This is a genomic window from Microbacterium sp. (assembly GCF_011620715.1).
GTDB lineage: Bacteria > Actinomycetota > Actinomycetes > Actinomycetales > Microbacteriaceae > Microbacterium.
On sequence record NZ_WOYP01000005.1, the window covers coordinates 1 to 15,980 of the forward strand.

Sequence of the window (15,980 nt, forward strand, 5' to 3'; positions counted from 1 at the left end):
TGTCGATCAGCGGTTCGCTCGACATGATCACGCCGGCGGCGTGCACGCCCCACTGTCGCTTGAGGTTCTCCAGCCCCACGGCGGTGTCGAAGACCGTCTTCGCGTCGGGATCCGTGTCGATCAGCGCGCGGAATTCGGATGCCTCCTTGAACCGCGGGTGATCTTTGTCGAACATGCCCTCCAGCGGCATGTCCTTGCCCATCACGGCGGGGGGCATCGCTTTGGTGAGCTTCTCCCCCATGCTGAACGGGAAGCCGAGCACCCGGCCCGCGTCCTTGAGCGCCTGCTTGGCCTTGATCGTGCCGTACGTGACGATCTGGGCGACGCGCTCGTCGCCGTACTTCTGGGTGACGTACTGGATCACCTCGCCGCGGCGACGGTCGTCGAAGTCGATGTCGAAGTCGGGCATCGACACACGATCGGGGTTGAGGAACCGCTCGAACAGGAGGCCGTGCCGGAGGGGATCCAGGTCGGTGATCCGCATCGCGTAGGCGGCCATCGAACCGGCGCCGGAGCCGCGCCCGGGACCCACCCGGATGCCGTTCTCCTTGGCCCAGTTGATGAAGTCGGCGACGACCAGGAAGTAACCGGGGAATCCCATCTGCACGATGACACCCGCCTCGAAGTCGGCCCGCGCACGCACCTCGGCCGGGATTCCGGACGGATACCGCACGTGCAGTCCGCGCTCGACCTCCTTCACGAACCAGCTCTGCTCCGTCTCGCCCGCCGGCACCGGGTAGCGCGGCATGTAGTTGGCGCTCGTGTCGAAGTGGATGCCGGCGCGTTCGGCGATCGCCAGCGTGTTGTCGCAGGCCTCCGGGTTGTCGCGGAAGATGTGCCGCATCTGCGCCGGCGACTTGAGGTAGAACTCCTCGCCTTCGAACTTGAAGCGCCTGGGGTCGTCGAGGGTGGAGCCGGACTGCACGCACAGCAGCGCGGCGTGGCTGGTGGCGTCGTGCTGATGCGTGTAGTGCAGGTCGTTGGTCGCGACGAGCGGGAGGTCGAGTTCCCTCGCAAGGCGCAGCAGGTCGTTCATCGTGCGGCGCTCGATGTCTATGCCGTGGTCCATGATCTCGGCATAGAAGTTCTCCTTGCCGAAGATGTCGCGGAACTCGGCGGCCGCCGCCTTCGCTGCGTCGTACTGTCCGAGGCGCAGGCGCGTCTGCACCTCGCCGCCGACACAGCCGGTGGTGGCGATGACGCCCTTCGAGTAGGTCTGCAGGAGCTCGCGGTCGATGCGGGGTTTGAAGTAGTAGCCCTCCAGTGACGCATAGGACGACATCCGGAAGAGGTTGTGCAGGCCTTCGTCGCTCTCGGCCAGCAGCGTCATGTGCGTGTACGCGCCCGAGCCCGAGACATCGTCGTCGTTCTGGTCGGGACGTCCCCAACGCACCCGCGCCTTGTCGGCGCGGTGCGTGCCGGGCGTGACGTACGCCTCCATGCCGATGATCGGCTTCACGCCGATCTCGATCGCCGTCTTGTAGAACTCGAAGGCACCGAACGTGTTGCCGTGATCGGTGACCGCGATCGCCGGCATCCCCTGATGGGACGCCTCTTCGATGAGGGGTTTGATGCGCGCGGCCCCGTCCAGCATCGAATACTCACTGTGAACATGAAGGTGAACAAAGGAGTCGGCTGTCACGGATCGAGACTACCCGCGCCCTCCGACCGACTGCGGCGGCAACGCCGCGCATGACGGCGTCGCCGGGAAGCGCTAGTCGCCGCGCAGCACCTCGAGAGCGTGGGCGAGGTCGGCGGGGTACTCCGACGTGAAGGTGACCCAGTCCCCCGTTCCGGGATGCGCGAACGACAGCTGCCGAGCGTGAAGCCACTGGCGTGTCAGCCCCAATCGTGCCGACAGCATCGGGTCGCTCCCATAGAGCGGATCGCCGACGCACGGATGCCGATGGGCGGCCATGTGCACGCGGATCTGGTGCGTGCGCCCGGTCTCGAGGTGGATCTCCAGCAGCGCCGCGCCAGGAAACGCCTCGAGGGTCTCGTAGTGGGTGAGGGAGTCCTTGCCGTCGGGCGTGACGGCGAATTTCCACGAATGCGACGGATGCCGCCCGATCGGGGCGTCGATCGTGCCGGCGAGCGGGTCGGGGTGGCCCTGCACGACCGCGTGGTAGATCTTCTCGACCTCGCGCTCCTTGAACGCGCGTTTGAGCGCCGTGTAGGCGCGCTCGGTCTTGGCCACGACCATCAGACCGCTCGTGCCGACGTCGAGGCGATGGACGATGCCCTGCCGCTCCGCCGCGCCGGTCGTCGCGACACGGATGCCTCCGGCGACGAGCGCGCCGAGCACGGTCGGTCCCGCCCAGCCGATCGACGGATGGGCGGCCACGCCCGAGGGCTTGTCGACCACGACGATCTCGTCATCGTCGTAGACGATCCCGAGATCGGGCACGGCCAGCGGCACGACGCGCGGCTCCTCCTTCGGCTGCCACGACACCTCGAGCCAGGATCCGCCGCGCAGGCGATCCGACTTGGTCAGCACCCGACCGTCCATCTCGACGCCGCCGGCATCGGCGACATCGGCCGCGAACGTCCGCGAGAACCCCAGCATCTTGGCGAGGGCGGCATCCACCCGCGTCCCGTCGAGCCCGTCGGGCACCGGGAGACTGCGCGAGTCCACGTCAGCCGTCCGCGTCGCGCCGGGGTTCGCGATCGCGCGGGGCACCGGCATCCGGTTCGGCGACGGGGAATTCACTGCCTTGGAAGCCGGTCACGCCGCCGTCCGGAGGAAACTCGTCGCCCTCACCGAGCAGGGTGCCGTCGTCCTTGCGCACGCGCACCTCACGGGTGCCGTCCACATGAAGGCCGATGAGCACCAGAGCCGCGACCGAGATCATCATCGTCACGATGAAGATGTCGGCGACGTTGTAAATCGCCGGCATCATCCACGGCGTGTTGATGAAATCGACGACATGCCCGACCGGGAAGCCGGGTTCGCGCAGCGCGCGGTCGGTGAGGTTTCCGAGCACGCCGCCCAGGAGCAGCCCGAGCACCACCGCCCACACGCGCGAGCGAAGGCGGGTGGCGGCGAGCCAGACGATCACGACCGCGACCACAGCGAGGGCGATCGTGAAGATCCACGTGACACCCTCGCCGAGCGAGAACGCGGCTCCGGGGTTTCGGATCAGATAGAAGATCAGGAAGTCGCCAAGAACCTTGACGGCCTGCTCGGGCGGCAGGTTCTGAATGGCGAGGTACTTCGTGAACTGGTCGGCGGCCAGCACCAGCGCCGCGAGAATCGCGACGATGGTGCCGGCCGCCGCCTTGTGCAGGGGGGCTCGGCCTGTCAAAGGCCGGCCTAGAGGCCGATGGCCGACACCGGGGTCGAACCCGACGCCGTGCCCGTGGTCTCGAGGTCGCGCAGCTTGCCCTCGATGTAGCCGCGCAGCTGGGCGCGATAGTCGCGCTCGAAGTTGCGCAGCTCGGTGATTCGGTTCTCGAGGCTTCCGCGCTCCTTCTCGAGACGGGCGATCTCTTCGCGCCCCTTCGTCTCGGCCTCGGAGACGATGGATGCCGCCTGGGCCTGCGCGTCGGCGATGAGCCGGTCACGCTGGGCGATGCCCTCGGCGACGTGTTCGTCGTGCAGGCGCTGAGCCAGCTCGATGATGCCCGCGCTGGCAGCGGCCGGGGCGACAGCGCCCTGACCTGCGTCGGTGGCGGACGCCGCGACCGGAGCGGCACTCGGAGCTTCTTCGACGACCTCGGCGCGGGCCTCGGCGGGCGCCGCCGAACCGGACTCGTACGCGGCGAGCTTGGCCTTCAGCTCATCATTCTCGGCGATCGTCTTGCGCCACTCCACGACGATCTCGTCGAGGAAGTCATCGACCTCGTCCGGGTCGAAGCCTTCCTTGAACCGGACGTGCTGGAACTGCTTGGTGACGACGTCATCGGGGGTCAATGCCATGATGGTTCCTCTTTCGAGCGCTCTGGTCGCTGGCCGATGTCGGGGGCCGCTCCGCCGATGTCCGGCGGTCGTACCAGGCAAGCATAGTCGCGGCTCACGAGCGTGTCGAAGGCCGCGCGCGAGTGTGGGGTCAGCGCATGAAGGCGCGCGTGACGGAGAGCAGCACGAAGCACAGCAACATCGTCAAGGTGAAGCCGAAGTCGATACCGATGCCGCCGACACGCAGCGGCGGGATGAAGCGCCGGAACATCTTGATCGGCGGGTCGGTGACCGTATAGACGATCTCTGCAGCCACCAGACCGGCACCCTTGGGACGCCATTCCCGGTTGAAGAACGGGATCCAGTCGAGCATGAGCCGCACCAGCAGCACGATCAGGAAAAGCAGGAGGAGGCTATTGAGGATCGTGGCAATAGCGCCGACGATGTTCACAACTCGATCGTATCAGCGCGGCGAGCTACCCCTGCGCGAATGGGACCGACTCCGGGTCGGCCTGAGCCACCGCACCGTCGCCCGAAACGGCGACGTTCTCGGGCGAGAGCAGGAAGACCTTGCTGGTCACACGCTCGATCCGGCCGTACAGGCCGAGCGAGAGTCCGCTCGCGAAGTCGATCAGGCGGCGCGCATCGGCGTCACTCATCTGCGAGAGATTGATGATGACCGGGATGCCCTCGCGGAAGTTCTCGGCGATGACCTGGGCGTCGCGGTACTGCTTGGGGTGCACGGTGAGGATCTCGCTGATCGCCGCGGGCGCCACCTGGCGCACGACGGTCGGACGGTGCAGCGGGGTCACCGTCGCAGACTTCTCGATCGAGGTCGGCTTGCGGCCGGCCGGCTGCGGAGCGGGTTCGTCATAGACCTCTTCCTCATCGGCGAGTCCGAGGTACACCATGGTCTTCTTGAGCGGGTTCGACATCGCATCCTCCTGCATTTCTCACTGCTGTGCGTGCTCGTGTTTCGAGGTTAACGGTGCGCGGGTCTCGGGCCCGTGATTGCCGACCCGATCCGCAGGTGTGTCGCGCCCGCGGCGATCGCGTCGGGGTAGTCCGCCGTCATTCCGGCGGAGATCCATGAGGCCTCGGGAGCGACCGCGCGCACGCGATCGGAGCAATCCGCCAAGCGAGCGAATGCCGCAGCCGGCGCCTCGTCGAGAGGAGCCACCGCCATCACCCCGCGAAGCCGCAGGGTGCGGCATCCGCTCACGTGCTCGGCGAGGCGCTCGAGCTCGTCCGGCACGACTCCCCCGCGGCCCGGGTCGTGCGTGAGGTTCACCTGGAGCAGCACGTCGAGGGCCGGCGAATCGGGCGCGGCTGCCGCATCCAGCGCATCGGCGATCTTGATGCGGTCGACGGAGTGCACGACGGATGCCGCAGCCCTGATCGCCTTCGCCTTGTTGGTCTGCGCCTGCCCGATGAAGTGCCAGCGCAGGCCCTCCAGGCTGCCGACGGCCGCTGTCTTCTCGCTGAGCTCCTGCTGGCGATTCTCACCCACGTCGCGCACGCCGAGCGCGTAGAGCTCCTCGACGAGAGACACGGGATGGAACTTCGTCACCACGATGCGCGTGATCCTGTCCGGATCGCGACCCACCGCCCGTGCGGCGGCCTCGATCCCGGCGTCGACCTGGGTGAGGCGGGCGGCGAGGTCCACCTCTACTTCAGGAAGTCGGGGATGTCGAGGTCGTCGTCGCCGAAGGCCGAGTCGTAGCTCGAGTCCGGCACGGCCGCGCCGACTGAGACGGTCTCGCTCTGGAGGACCGGCTCTTTGGCCGCATCCGCGGCCGGGGTGGCGGGCACGACGGGCGCCGAGACCACCCGCGACGACGTGACGGGATCCAAGCGCAGTGTCGGCTCGCCGCTGTCGAAGCCGGCGGCGATCACCGTGACCCGGACCTCGTCGCCGAGGGTGTCGTCGATGACGGTTCCGAAGATGATGTTCGCCTCGGGGTGGGCGGCCTCCTTGACCAGCTGCGCGGCGTCGTTGATCTCGAAGATGCCGAGGTTCGACCCGCCCTGGATCGACAGCAGCACGCCGTGGGCGCCCTCGATGCTCGCCTCGAGCAGAGGGGACTCGACCGCGAGCTCGGCGGCTTTGATGGCGCGATCGGCGCCGCGCGCCGAGCCGATGCCCATGAGTGCCGAGCCGGCGCCCTGCATGACCGACTTGACGTCGGCGAAGTCGAGGTTGATCAGGCCCGGGGTCGTGATGAGGTCGGTGATTCCCTGCACGCCGGCCAGAAGCACCTGGTCGGCCGTGGCGAACGCCTCGATCATGCTGATGCCTCGGTCGCTGATCTCCAGCAGGCGGTCGTTCGGAACCACGATGAGGGTGTCGACCTCTTCCTTCAGCTTGGCCACGCCGGTCTCGGCCTGGCTCTGGCGACGGCGGCCCTCGAACGAGAACGGCTTGGTCACGACACCGATCGTGAGGGCGCCGATCGACTTCGCGATCTTCGCGACCACCGGGGCGCCACCGGTACCGGTGCCGCCACCCTCACCTGCGGTGACGAAGACCATGTCGGCGCCTCGCAGCGCTTCCTCGATCTCTTCGGCGTGGTCCTCTGCCGCGCGGCGCCCCACCTCGGGGTCGGCACCGGCGCCGAGGCCGCGCGTGAGCTCGCGACCGACGTCGAGCTTGACGTCGGCGTCGCTCATCAGCAGCGCCTGCGCGTCGGTGTTGATCGCGATGAACTCGACGCCCCGCAGTCCGAGATCGATCATGCGGTTGACGGCGTTCACGCCGCCACCGCCGACGCCGACGACCTTGATCACCGCGAGGTAGTTCTGGTTCTGGCTCATGCCGGCCTCCGTCTGTGCTGCACCCTGGTCTGTATCACCGCGAAAAAACCTTCAACCTCTAGTAGAGGTGTAAAGAATTGCCCGGTATGCAATTCCCTTGGTCACGAAAGTATGCGGATGCCGGCACACCACCGGGAGCGTCGCGGGCGTGTCGCGACATCCCGCGCAGAACCGGGTCCCGACAGCGGCGGGACTGTGCTCAGCCCACGACGATCGCGCTCGGCGACGACACGTCGTAGACACTGACCGAGGCGGGCGGACGCGCGATCATGGCCTTCTCGAGCACGAGCGCCTTCATCGCGGAGTCCTCGGCGCTGCCCCACACGACCTGTGCGTTCGCCCCGCCGAGCGTGAGGGTCACATCATCCGGCGTCGTGGCCGACACCGCTGTGACCTGCGCCATGATCGAATCCGGCAGGGACCGTATGACCTGACCGATCGCGGCAAACGCCGTCGACCCGGTCCCGCCCTCGACGGTGACCAGTGGCCGGCCGGGAGCGGGAATCTCGCTCGTGGACAGCGCGACGCCGGCCGCGTCCACGAGCGTGTACCCCGCGCGCGTCTGGATCAGGCCGATCGGCGTGCGTTCGACGATGCGCACGACCAGTTCGTGAGGGGGTCGCGCCTCGAGCGAATAGGACTCCACGATCGGGAAGGTCACCAGAGCCGCCTTCACTGCGCTCTCGTCCACCAGCGGCAGCGGAGTGCCGATCTGACCCTGCAGAGCGGCCCCCACATCGAGCGGGTCCAGGGTCTGCGCGCCGACGATGCGGATCTGCTCCACGGCGAACAGCGGACTGTAGGCGGCGCCCAGTGTCGACAGGACGAGCAGGACGACGGATGCCGCTCCCCCGAGCCACAGCAGCCGACGGCGCCGCTGGCGGCCGGTGAAGCGACGCACCTCGGCTCGCAGCGCCTTGCGGCGGGCCCGAGCCGCCGCCCACACCTGGCGCAGACGGACGTGATCCTCGTCCGCATCCGCGTCCGCCGACGCGGCATCCGGCGGCACAGCGACACCCGCAAGCTCAGCGGGCCGCTGCATCGGCGTGGCGCCGATCAGCGGGATGACCGGAGCGACGGTGCCGCTGGGTTCGGCATCCGTCGCCTCATCGACGTCAGCGCTGGGACGAGCGGCCTCCGTCTCGGTCTCGGGGCCGGGGCCGGACCCGGAGCCGGGGTCGACGTCCACGACGCCCCGCGTCGACGGAGGCACCGCGGCATCCGCGGCGGACTCCGCAGGCGGCGGAAGCGGCGTCGGCCGGCGCATCCGGCGCTACTCCGCCGCTTCGTCCGCCGCCGAAGCCGCGGCCGGAGTGCGCGAAAGCGCGTCGAGCACCTGAGGAATGATCTGGTAGACGTTGCCGCAGCCGAGCGTGATGACGTAGTCGCCGTCGCGGGCGACGGTCGCGGTGTAGTCCGCAGCCTGCTGCCAATCGGCGACGTAGTGCACGTGGCCGGGGTCCGCGAAGGCGTCGGAGACCAGCTCGCCGGTCACGCCGGGCACCGGATCCTCTCGGGCGCCGTACACGTCGAGCATGACGGTGTGGTCCGCATGGCTCTCGAGGACCTCGGCGAACTCGCGGTACATCTGCTGAGTCCGCGAGTACGTGTGCGGCTGCTGGATCGCGATGATCCTCCCATCCCCGACGACGGTGCGTGCCGCTTCGAGCGCGGCGGCGACCTCGGTCGGGTGATGTGCATAGTCGTCGAAGACGCTGACCCCCCGTTCGATGCCGTGCAGCTCGAACCGGCGCACCGTGCCCTCGAAGCCCTCGACCGCGCGCACCGCAGGCTCGAGCTCGTGACCGAGGGTGAGCAGCACTGCGACCGCGCCCGTCGCGTTGACGGCGTTGTGCGCGCCCGGAACAGCCAGCTGCGCCTGGACCGCCACGTCGCCGTGGCTGATCGTGAACGAGACCGGGCCCTCGGTGCGGATGCCGGTCACCCGCACGTCGGCGGCATCCGACTCGCCGAACGTGAGGATGTGCGGATGCGTCAGCCGCTCGGCCACCGTGCGCGCACCGGCGTCGTCGGCCGAGATGACGACCGCCTCGCGAGCCCGATTCGCGAAAGTCGCGAACGCGTCCACGAACGCTTCGTCGGAGCCGTAGTGATCGAGGTGATCCGGATCGACGTTCGTGATCAGGGCGACCGAGGTGTCATAGAGCAGGAACGTGCCGTCGGACTCATCGGCCTCGATCACGAACAGGTCATCGGAGCCTGTCGCGCTCGAGACACCGAGTTGTGCGATCACTCCGCCGTTGACGAACGTCGGATCTTCACCCAGTGCCCGCAGCGCAGTCACGATCATTCCGGTGGAGGTCGTCTTGCCATGGGCGCCGGCGACCGAGACCAGACGATGACCGCCGATCAGCCAATTCAGCGCCTGCGAGCGGTGGATGACCGGCATCCCCCGTTCCTTGGCGACGACGAATTCGGGGTTCTCCGGCCAGATCGCTCCGGTGTGGATCACCGTGTCGGCGTCGCCCAGGTTGGCCGCGTCGTGGCCGATGAACACGGTGGCGCCGTGCGCAGCGAGATCCTGCAGTGCCGTGCTGTCCGCGCGGTCCGAGCCCGATACGCGGATGCCGCGATCGAGGAACATGCGCGCGAGGCCCGACATGCCCGAGCCGCCGATGCCGATGAAGTGCGCAGCGCCGATGTTCTCGGGGATGGGAAGGCTGAGGTCGGGTCTGATCATGACCCGTCAATCCTAAGTTGGGCCACCTGGGAGCAGGTCCCGGCGCGCTGGGTGCGACGTGGGCGCCGCTGCTGTTCACGCTTGCGTGATCGGGGCGTGCGGCGATCGTCTGCCCAGCGCCTCGTCGATCATGGCGACGACGTTCTCGGTGCCGTTTCGGGTGCCGACGGATGCGGCCGCCTCCGTCATCGCCGCCCGCCGGTTCTCGTCGGCCAGCAGCGGCACGATCTGCGAGCGCACGCGGTCGGCGGTGAACTCGGCATCCGGAATCAGGATCGCCGCGCCGGCCCGCACGGCGGAGCCCGCGTTGAGCGCCTGCTCCCCGTTGCCGACCGCGTACGGGACGTACACAGCGGGGATGCCGAGCGCGCTGATCTCGCTCACGGTCGCCGCTCCCGCTCGGGAGACGATCAGATCGCACACCGCGAACGCCAGGTCCATGCGGTCGACGTAGCGGCGCACCGTGTAACCCGGCACACCCGGGTCGGGCAGCTCCGAGCGCTCGCCCGTCACGTGCACGAGCTGCCACCCGGCGCCGAGCACGTCCTGCCAGGCGCCTCCGAACGCCTCGTTCAGTCGCTGGGCACCGAGCGAGCCACCGAATACGAGCAAGGTGGGCTGGGCGGGATCCAGCCCGAAGTGCTGCGCCGCCTCGTCGCGGACGGCGGCGCGGTCCAGGTCGACGACCTCGCGGCGCAGCGGCATCCCGACGACACGGCCGCCACGGATCGGCGTGCCCTCGAAGGCGACGCCCACCGCGGCCGCGCGGCGCGCGCCGAGGGCGTTGGCCATGCCGGGCTTGGCGTTGGCCTCGTGCACCACAACCGGCACGCGGGCGCCGCGGGCCGCGACATACGCCGGCGCGGCCGCGTACCCGCCGAATCCGACCACCACGTCGACGCGGCGCTCGCGGAGATGGGTGCGAACCTGGGCGATCGCGCGTCGGAAGCGTGCCGGAAATGCCGCGGCCGCCTTGTCGGGCCGGCGCGGGAACGGCACCTTGTCGACGAACAGCAGCTCGTAGCCGCGCTCGGGAACCAACCGCGCCTCGAGGCCCTCACGCGTGCCGAGCACCAGGATCCGAGCCTCGGGGTCGCGGGCTCGCAGCGCATCCGCGACGGCCAGCAGCGGGTTCACGTGCCCGGCGGTGCCGCCGCCGGCGAGCAGGTACGTCGTCACTCCACGACCCTAGCCCGAGGCGGGCGCGTGCTCTGCCTAACGGGTCTTCGCCGACGCCGCGGCCCGCTGCCGACGTACCGCCGCGCGCTGGATCGCGGCGCGACGCTTGGCCTCCGCTTCGGGAAGCGTGCGCGCGAACGACAGCAGCACGCCCGTGGCCACGAGCACCGACAGCAGCGACGTGCCGCCCTGTGACATGAACGGCAGCGGGACGCCGAGCACCGGGAACACGCGCAGAACGACGCCGATGTTGATGAGCGCCTGCCCGACGATCCACACCGTGATGGCACCCGACACGATGCGCACGAACGGGTCGTCGGTCTTGCGGATGACGTGGAACGCCCCGACCGCGAACAAGGCGAACAGTGCGAGCACGACGACGCAGCCGATCAGCCCGAGCTCTTCGCCGACGATGGCGAAGATGTAGTCGTTGGCCGCCGCCGGCAGCCAGTCGTACTTCTCCTTGGAGTTGCCCAGCCCCAGCCCGAAGATGCCGCCGCCGGCGAGTCCCCAGATGCCGTGCAGCGGCTGGTAGCAGCTGTTGTAGTAGTCGGCGAGGCAGTCCGGGTCCATGAAGCTCATGATGCGCCGCATGCGGTCGGGGCTCGTCACCGCCAGTGCGGCGACGACTGCGACCGAGGCGAGCAGCGGCAGGATGAAGATGCGCAGCTTCACCCCGGAGAAGAACAGCGCGCCGAGGAGGATCAGCACGAGGATCATCGCCGTGCCGAGATCCTGACCCGCCAGCACGGTCGCGATCACGAGCGCGCCGACCGGCACGACCGGAATGAAGACGTGGCGCCACAGCCCCAGCAGGGTCTGCTTGCGAAACAGCACGTAGCCCATCCACAGCGCGAGGCCGAGCTTGAGGAACTCGGCAGGCTGGAACTGGAAGCCTGCGATCATGATCCAGTTGCGGTTTCCGTTCGCCTCTACGCCGAGACCCGGAACGAACACGAGCAGCTGGAAGAGCACCGCTCCGATCAGCGCCGGCCAAGCCGCGCGCTTCCAGAACCCGACGGGCAGGCGGCTCGCGACGAACATCAGCGGGATGCCGATCACCGCGAACACGGCCTGCTTGATGACCGCCTCATAGGGCGGTTCGCCGGCTGCCGTGGCGGTCGCCGACGTGGCCGACAGGACCATGACCAGGCCGAAGCCGGTCAGCAGCAGCGCGGTCGAGGCGATGAGCAGGAACTCGCTCGGGACCGGTGCGAACACCCGACCGAGCGATACCCGGGCGGCGAGTCCGCGACGGGAAGCGGGATCAGCCGGGGTCTGCGTGAGACGGGCCGTCGGCGGGGTCTGCGTCGTGCTCGTCACCGGCCCCCCTCCCCATCTGCTCTCGCACCGCGGCGGCGAATCGCCGGCCGCGGTCGGCGTAGGAGGTGAACTGGTCGAAGGATGCCGCGGCGGGGGCGAGAAGTACGACGTCCCCATCACGCGCGATCCCGGCCGCCAGCTCGACGACCCGTGCCATGACCTCCTCAGTCTCATCGGCGTCCACCTCGAACACCGGGACTGCGGGCGCGTGTCGCGAGAACGCCGAGACGACCGGGGCGCGGTCGAGGCCGATCACGATCGCCGCCTTGGCCGTACCGCCGCCGGCGGCGACCAGGTCCGAGATGTCGACGCCCTTGAGGACGCCGCCGACGACCCACACCGCGCCGGGGTACGCCGCCAGCGACGATGCCGCCGCGTGCGGATTCGTAGCTTTCGAATCGTCCACCCACGTCACGCCGTCGATGACCTCGATGACTTCGATGCGATGAGGATCGAGCCGGAAGCCGCGCAGTGCGTCGCGGATCGCGGCCGGCGTGACATCCAGCGACCGGGCGAGCGCGCTGGCCGCGAGGATGTTCGCGACGATGTGCGGGGCGGCCAGCCCCTGCCCGGCGAGGTCTGCCACCGTCGTGAGCTCGAGGGCGCTGGTGCGGCGATCCTCCAGGAACGCACGGTCGACCAGGATGCCGTCCACCACGCCCAGATCGCTCGGACCGGGCACGCCCAGGTCGAACCCGATCGCACGGGCGCCCTCGACCACCTCGGCGTCTTCGACCATCTCGCGGGTCGCCGCATCCGACTTGTTGTACACGCACGCCACGCGCGTGTTGTCGTAGACGTGCGCCTTCGCGTCCCGGTATGCGGCGGACGATCCATGCCATTCGAGGTGGTCATCCGCGAGATTGAGGCACACGCTCGCGTGCGGGGAGAGCGGGTCGCGACCGGTCTGCAGGCCGAGGTACCAGAGCTGGTGGCTGGAGAGTTCGACCACGAGCACGTCGAAGCCGGCCGGGTCACGCACCGCGTCGAGCACCGGCGTGCCGATGTTGCCCACCGGCGCAGCGCGGAGTCCACCCTCCACCAGCATTGCCGCGGTCAGTCGGGTGGTGGTGGTCTTGCCGTTCGTCCCGGTGATGAGCACCCAATCTGCGGGCGTGCCGTCGGAGCGTACGACCTTGTCGCGCACCCGCCAGGCGAGCTCGATGTCGCCCCACACGGGGATCCCGGCATCCCGCGCCCACATGATCACCGCGTGCGCCGGCGAGAAGCCGGGCGAGGCGATCACCACGTCGGGCGTGAAGGCTTGCAGGTCACCCGGAACCGGGGAGAGCGCACCCACCCACGACCGCACGCCGATGACCGGGAGCAGTCGCTCGTACTCGGGATCGGCGGACTCGGAGTAGACCGCGACATCGGCGCCGAGCTCGGCGAGCGTGTCGGCCACCGAGAAGCCGGTCACCGACAGGCCGAGCACCGCGACGCGCAGACCCTTCCATTCGGCGCGCCAGCTGGTCAGGGCGTCCAGCCGCGAGTCGCTCATGTGTGGGAGAGCCACTCGACGTAGAAGAAGCCGATGCCCGAGACGGCGAGCAGGCCCGCGATGATCCACATGCGCACCACGATGGTGATCTCCGGCCAGCCGCGCATCTCGAGGTGGTGGTGGAAGGGGCTCATCAGGAACAGGCGCTTCCCACGCGTCAGCTTGAAGTAGACACGCTGCAGGATGACCGAGCCCGGCCCGATCACGAAGACGCCGGCGATGAGGATGGAGAGCAGCTCGGTGCGGGTCAGGATGGCCATGGCAGCGATGACGCCGCCGATCGCCATCGAGCCGACGTCGCCCATGAACACCTGCGCCTTGGGCGCATTCCACCAGAGGAACCCCACCAGTGCCCCGATGAAGGCGGCCGACACGATGGCGAGATCGAACGGGTCTCGTGTCGCATAGCACCCGGAGGCGACACCGTCGGAGAGGGTCGCTCCCCCGCTGCATGACTGGTTGAACTGCCAGAATGCGATCAGGCTGTAGGCGCCGACGACGAAGATGCCGGCGCCGGCGGCGAGCCCGTCCAGCCCGTCCGAAACGTTGACGCTGTTGGAGTACGCGACGCCGATGAACGAGATCCACGCGAGGTAAAGCAGCCAGCCGATGATTGGTCCGAGCGCCATGAACGACAGCATCGGCAGGTCTCGGAAGACCGAGATGGAGGCCGACGCCGGAGTCTGGTTCCACGCGTTCGGGAAGTTGAGCGCCACGACGGCGAACGGCACCGCGACGAGGATCTGCCCGACGATCTTGCGCCAGCCGCTCAGCCCGAGGCTGCGCTGACGGCGCACTTTCATGTAGTCGTCGATGAATCCGACCGCGCCGAAGCCCACCATCATCCAGACCACGAGCCAGCCCGAGATCGTCGGAGGGTTGTTGCCGGTGAACGCGCCGGCGAGATAGCCCACGATCGTGCCGACGATGAAGATCGTGCCGCCCATCGTCGGAGTGCCGCGCTTCTCGCCATGACTGGGGTTGTGCACGTTGTCGGGCGTGCGGATCACCTGACCCCAGCCCCACTTGCGGAACAGCCGCAGGAACACCGGCGTCAGGAACAGGGTGAATGCCAGCGAGATCGCCGCTGCAGTCAGAAGTGATCTCACGAGAAGGATTCTCCCAGACGATCGCCCAGGAACCGCAGACCCGCCGAGTTGGAGGACTTCACCAGCACGCGGTCGCCGTCCCGAAGCTCGCCCATCAGGTAGTCGTACGTCTCGTCGGCGGTGGCGAAGAAGATCGCCTCAGCGTCCCAAGAGCCTTGCGCGATCGCCTCGAGGTACATGCGGCGCGCGGCCGGGCCGACGACGACGATGCGCTGGATGCCGAGCCGAACGGCCAGCAAGCCGACACGGTCGTGCTCTTCGTCCGCGTACTCGCCCAGTTCGCTCATCGCCCCGAGGACGGCGACGGTGCGCTGCTCCGGGCCGGTGATCTGGGCCAGGGTGCGAAGTGCCGCCGCCATCGAGTCGGGGCTGGCGTTGTAGGCGTCGTTGATGATCCGCACGCGGTCCGAGCCGAGAGGCTGCATGCGCCATCGCTCGGCCAGCTCGACGGTCTGCAGCCGGGCGACGCAGTCCTCGAGCGACACGCCGAGCGCCGTCGCGGCGGCGATCGCGGCGAGTGCATTCATGACGTGGTGCTCACCGAGCACGCGCAGGTGCAGCGAGGCCGTCAGGCCGTCGGCGCTCCCTGGGTCCGTCACAGACACGGTGCAGCGCGTGCCGTCGGCGGTCACCTCGACATGCTCCGCGCGCACATCCGCGGTCGCGCCGCGGCCGAACCATCGGACCGAGACTCCCCGCTCCGCGGCGATCGGCGCCATCGCGGCGACCCGGGGATCATCGGCGTTGAGCACCGCCACGCCCCCCGGGCGGATCGCCCGCACGAGTTCCGACTTGGCCTCGAAAGTCGCTTCGATCCCGCCGAAGCCACCCGCGTGGGCCATGCCCACCATGAGGACCACGCCGATGTCGGGCTCGACCAGCCCCGCCAGGTGAGCGATCTCGCCGGCGCCGCTCGCACCGAACTCGTTGATCAGGAACCGTGTGCTTTCGGCGACCCGAAGCATCGTCAGCGGTGCACCGACCTCGTTGTTGAACGAGGCGCGCGGCGCGACCGTCTCGCCCTCATCCTCGAGGATGCGGGCGAGCATGTTCTTGGTCGTGGTCTTGCCGTTCGACCCGGTGATCCCCACGACGCGCAGGTCACCGGCATCTCTCACGGTCGCCACGACGTGACGGGCGAGGTCGGCCAGAGCGGCGATCGCGTCGGCGACGACGACCTGGGTGACCGTCCCCGCCACCACGCGCTCGACGATCGCCACGGCGGCGCCGTTGGCGACCGCTGCATCGACGAACAGGTGCCCGTCGGTGACCTCGCCGGGCTTGGCCACGAAGATCCCGCCGGGCTCGATCAGCCGGGAGTCGGTGTCCACTCCGCCGCTCACCACGTCGTCAGCGGTCGCTCCGGCGGCGAGGTGGAGTTCTGCGTCGAGGACGTGGGCGAGCTGAGCGAGCGTGAGGGAAATCATCGGTTCTCCGGCCGGATCGGGCGCTGCG

15 protein-coding genes are annotated in these 15,980 nt (G+C 68.9%); all 15 read right to left on the reverse strand.

Going from position 1 to position 15,980, the window contains the following annotated elements:
* On the reverse strand, positions 1–1,594 hold a 1,594-nt coding region (gene dnaE / locus QZV84_RS00955; RefSeq protein WP_292824070.1), incomplete at its 3' end, for a DNA polymerase III subunit alpha.
* A 120-nt stretch (positions 1,595–1,714) separates the two neighbouring features.
* Positions 1,715–2,635 (reverse strand): RluA family pseudouridine synthase, encoded by a 921-nt coding sequence (locus tag QZV84_RS00960; RefSeq protein ID WP_292823984.1) that lies wholly within the window; start codon positions 2,633–2,635, stop codon positions 1,715–1,717.
* A gap of 1 nt (position 2,636) precedes the next feature.
* The gene (gene lspA, locus QZV84_RS00965) at positions 2,637–3,305 is read right to left on the reverse strand and encodes a signal peptidase II (protein WP_292823987.1); all 669 of its coding nucleotides are present in this window, start codon (positions 3,303–3,305) and stop codon (positions 2,637–2,639) included.
* Between the two features lie 8 nt (positions 3,306–3,313).
* Entirely contained in the window at positions 3,314–3,919 is a 606-nt protein-coding gene (locus tag QZV84_RS00970; protein ID WP_292823990.1) for a DivIVA domain-containing protein, read from the reverse strand.
* A gap of 130 nt (positions 3,920–4,049) precedes the next feature.
* Positions 4,050–4,349 (reverse strand): YggT family protein, encoded by a 300-nt coding sequence (locus tag QZV84_RS00975; RefSeq protein ID WP_292823993.1) that lies wholly within the window; start codon positions 4,347–4,349, stop codon positions 4,050–4,052.
* 25 nt (positions 4,350–4,374) lie between these two features.
* Positions 4,375–4,833: a cell division protein SepF gene (gene sepF / locus QZV84_RS00980; protein WP_292823995.1), complete on the reverse strand. Its 459-nt coding sequence runs from the start codon at positions 4,831–4,833 to the stop codon at positions 4,375–4,377.
* Between the two features lie 47 nt (positions 4,834–4,880).
* Entirely contained in the window at positions 4,881–5,564 is a 684-nt protein-coding gene (locus tag QZV84_RS00985) for a YggS family pyridoxal phosphate-dependent enzyme (RefSeq protein ID WP_292823997.1), read from the reverse strand.
* A gap of 2 nt (positions 5,565–5,566) precedes the next feature.
* Entirely contained in the window at positions 5,567–6,712 is a 1,146-nt protein-coding gene (gene ftsZ, locus QZV84_RS00990) for a cell division protein FtsZ (RefSeq protein WP_292823999.1), read from the reverse strand.
* A gap of 199 nt (positions 6,713–6,911) precedes the next feature.
* A complete protein-coding gene (locus tag QZV84_RS00995) occupies positions 6,912–7,979 on the reverse strand; it encodes an FtsQ-type POTRA domain-containing protein (protein ID WP_292824001.1) in 1,068 nt (355 codons plus the stop codon).
* A 6-nt stretch (positions 7,980–7,985) separates the two neighbouring features.
* A complete protein-coding gene (gene murC / locus QZV84_RS01000) occupies positions 7,986–9,413 on the reverse strand; it encodes a UDP-N-acetylmuramate--L-alanine ligase (RefSeq protein ID WP_292824002.1) in 1,428 nt (475 codons plus the stop codon).
* Positions 9,414–9,488: 75 nt separating this feature from the next.
* The gene (gene murG / locus QZV84_RS01005) at positions 9,489–10,592 is read right to left on the reverse strand and encodes an undecaprenyldiphospho-muramoylpentapeptide beta-N-acetylglucosaminyltransferase (protein WP_292824004.1); all 1,104 of its coding nucleotides are present in this window, start codon (positions 10,590–10,592) and stop codon (positions 9,489–9,491) included.
* Between the two features lie 36 nt (positions 10,593–10,628).
* The gene (gene ftsW, locus QZV84_RS01010) at positions 10,629–11,915 is read right to left on the reverse strand and encodes a putative lipid II flippase FtsW (RefSeq protein ID WP_292824006.1); all 1,287 of its coding nucleotides are present in this window, start codon (positions 11,913–11,915) and stop codon (positions 10,629–10,631) included.
* Positions 11,860–13,416: a UDP-N-acetylmuramoyl-L-alanine--D-glutamate ligase gene (gene murD / locus QZV84_RS01015; RefSeq protein ID WP_292824007.1), complete on the reverse strand. Its 1,557-nt coding sequence runs from the start codon at positions 13,414–13,416 to the stop codon at positions 11,860–11,862. The genes ftsW and murD overlap by 56 nt, the downstream gene beginning before the upstream one ends.
* Positions 13,413–14,525, reverse strand: coding sequence for a phospho-N-acetylmuramoyl-pentapeptide-transferase (mraY, locus tag QZV84_RS01020; protein ID WP_292824009.1), 1,113 nt, complete (start codon positions 14,523–14,525; stop codon positions 13,413–13,415). Before mraY ends, murD begins: the two co-directional genes overlap by 4 nt.
* Positions 14,522–15,952: a UDP-N-acetylmuramoyl-tripeptide--D-alanyl-D-alanine ligase gene (gene murF / locus QZV84_RS01025; protein ID WP_292824011.1), complete on the reverse strand. Its 1,431-nt coding sequence runs from the start codon at positions 15,950–15,952 to the stop codon at positions 14,522–14,524. Before murF ends, mraY begins: the two co-directional genes overlap by 4 nt.
* Between the last annotated feature and the right edge of the window lie 28 nt (positions 15,953–15,980).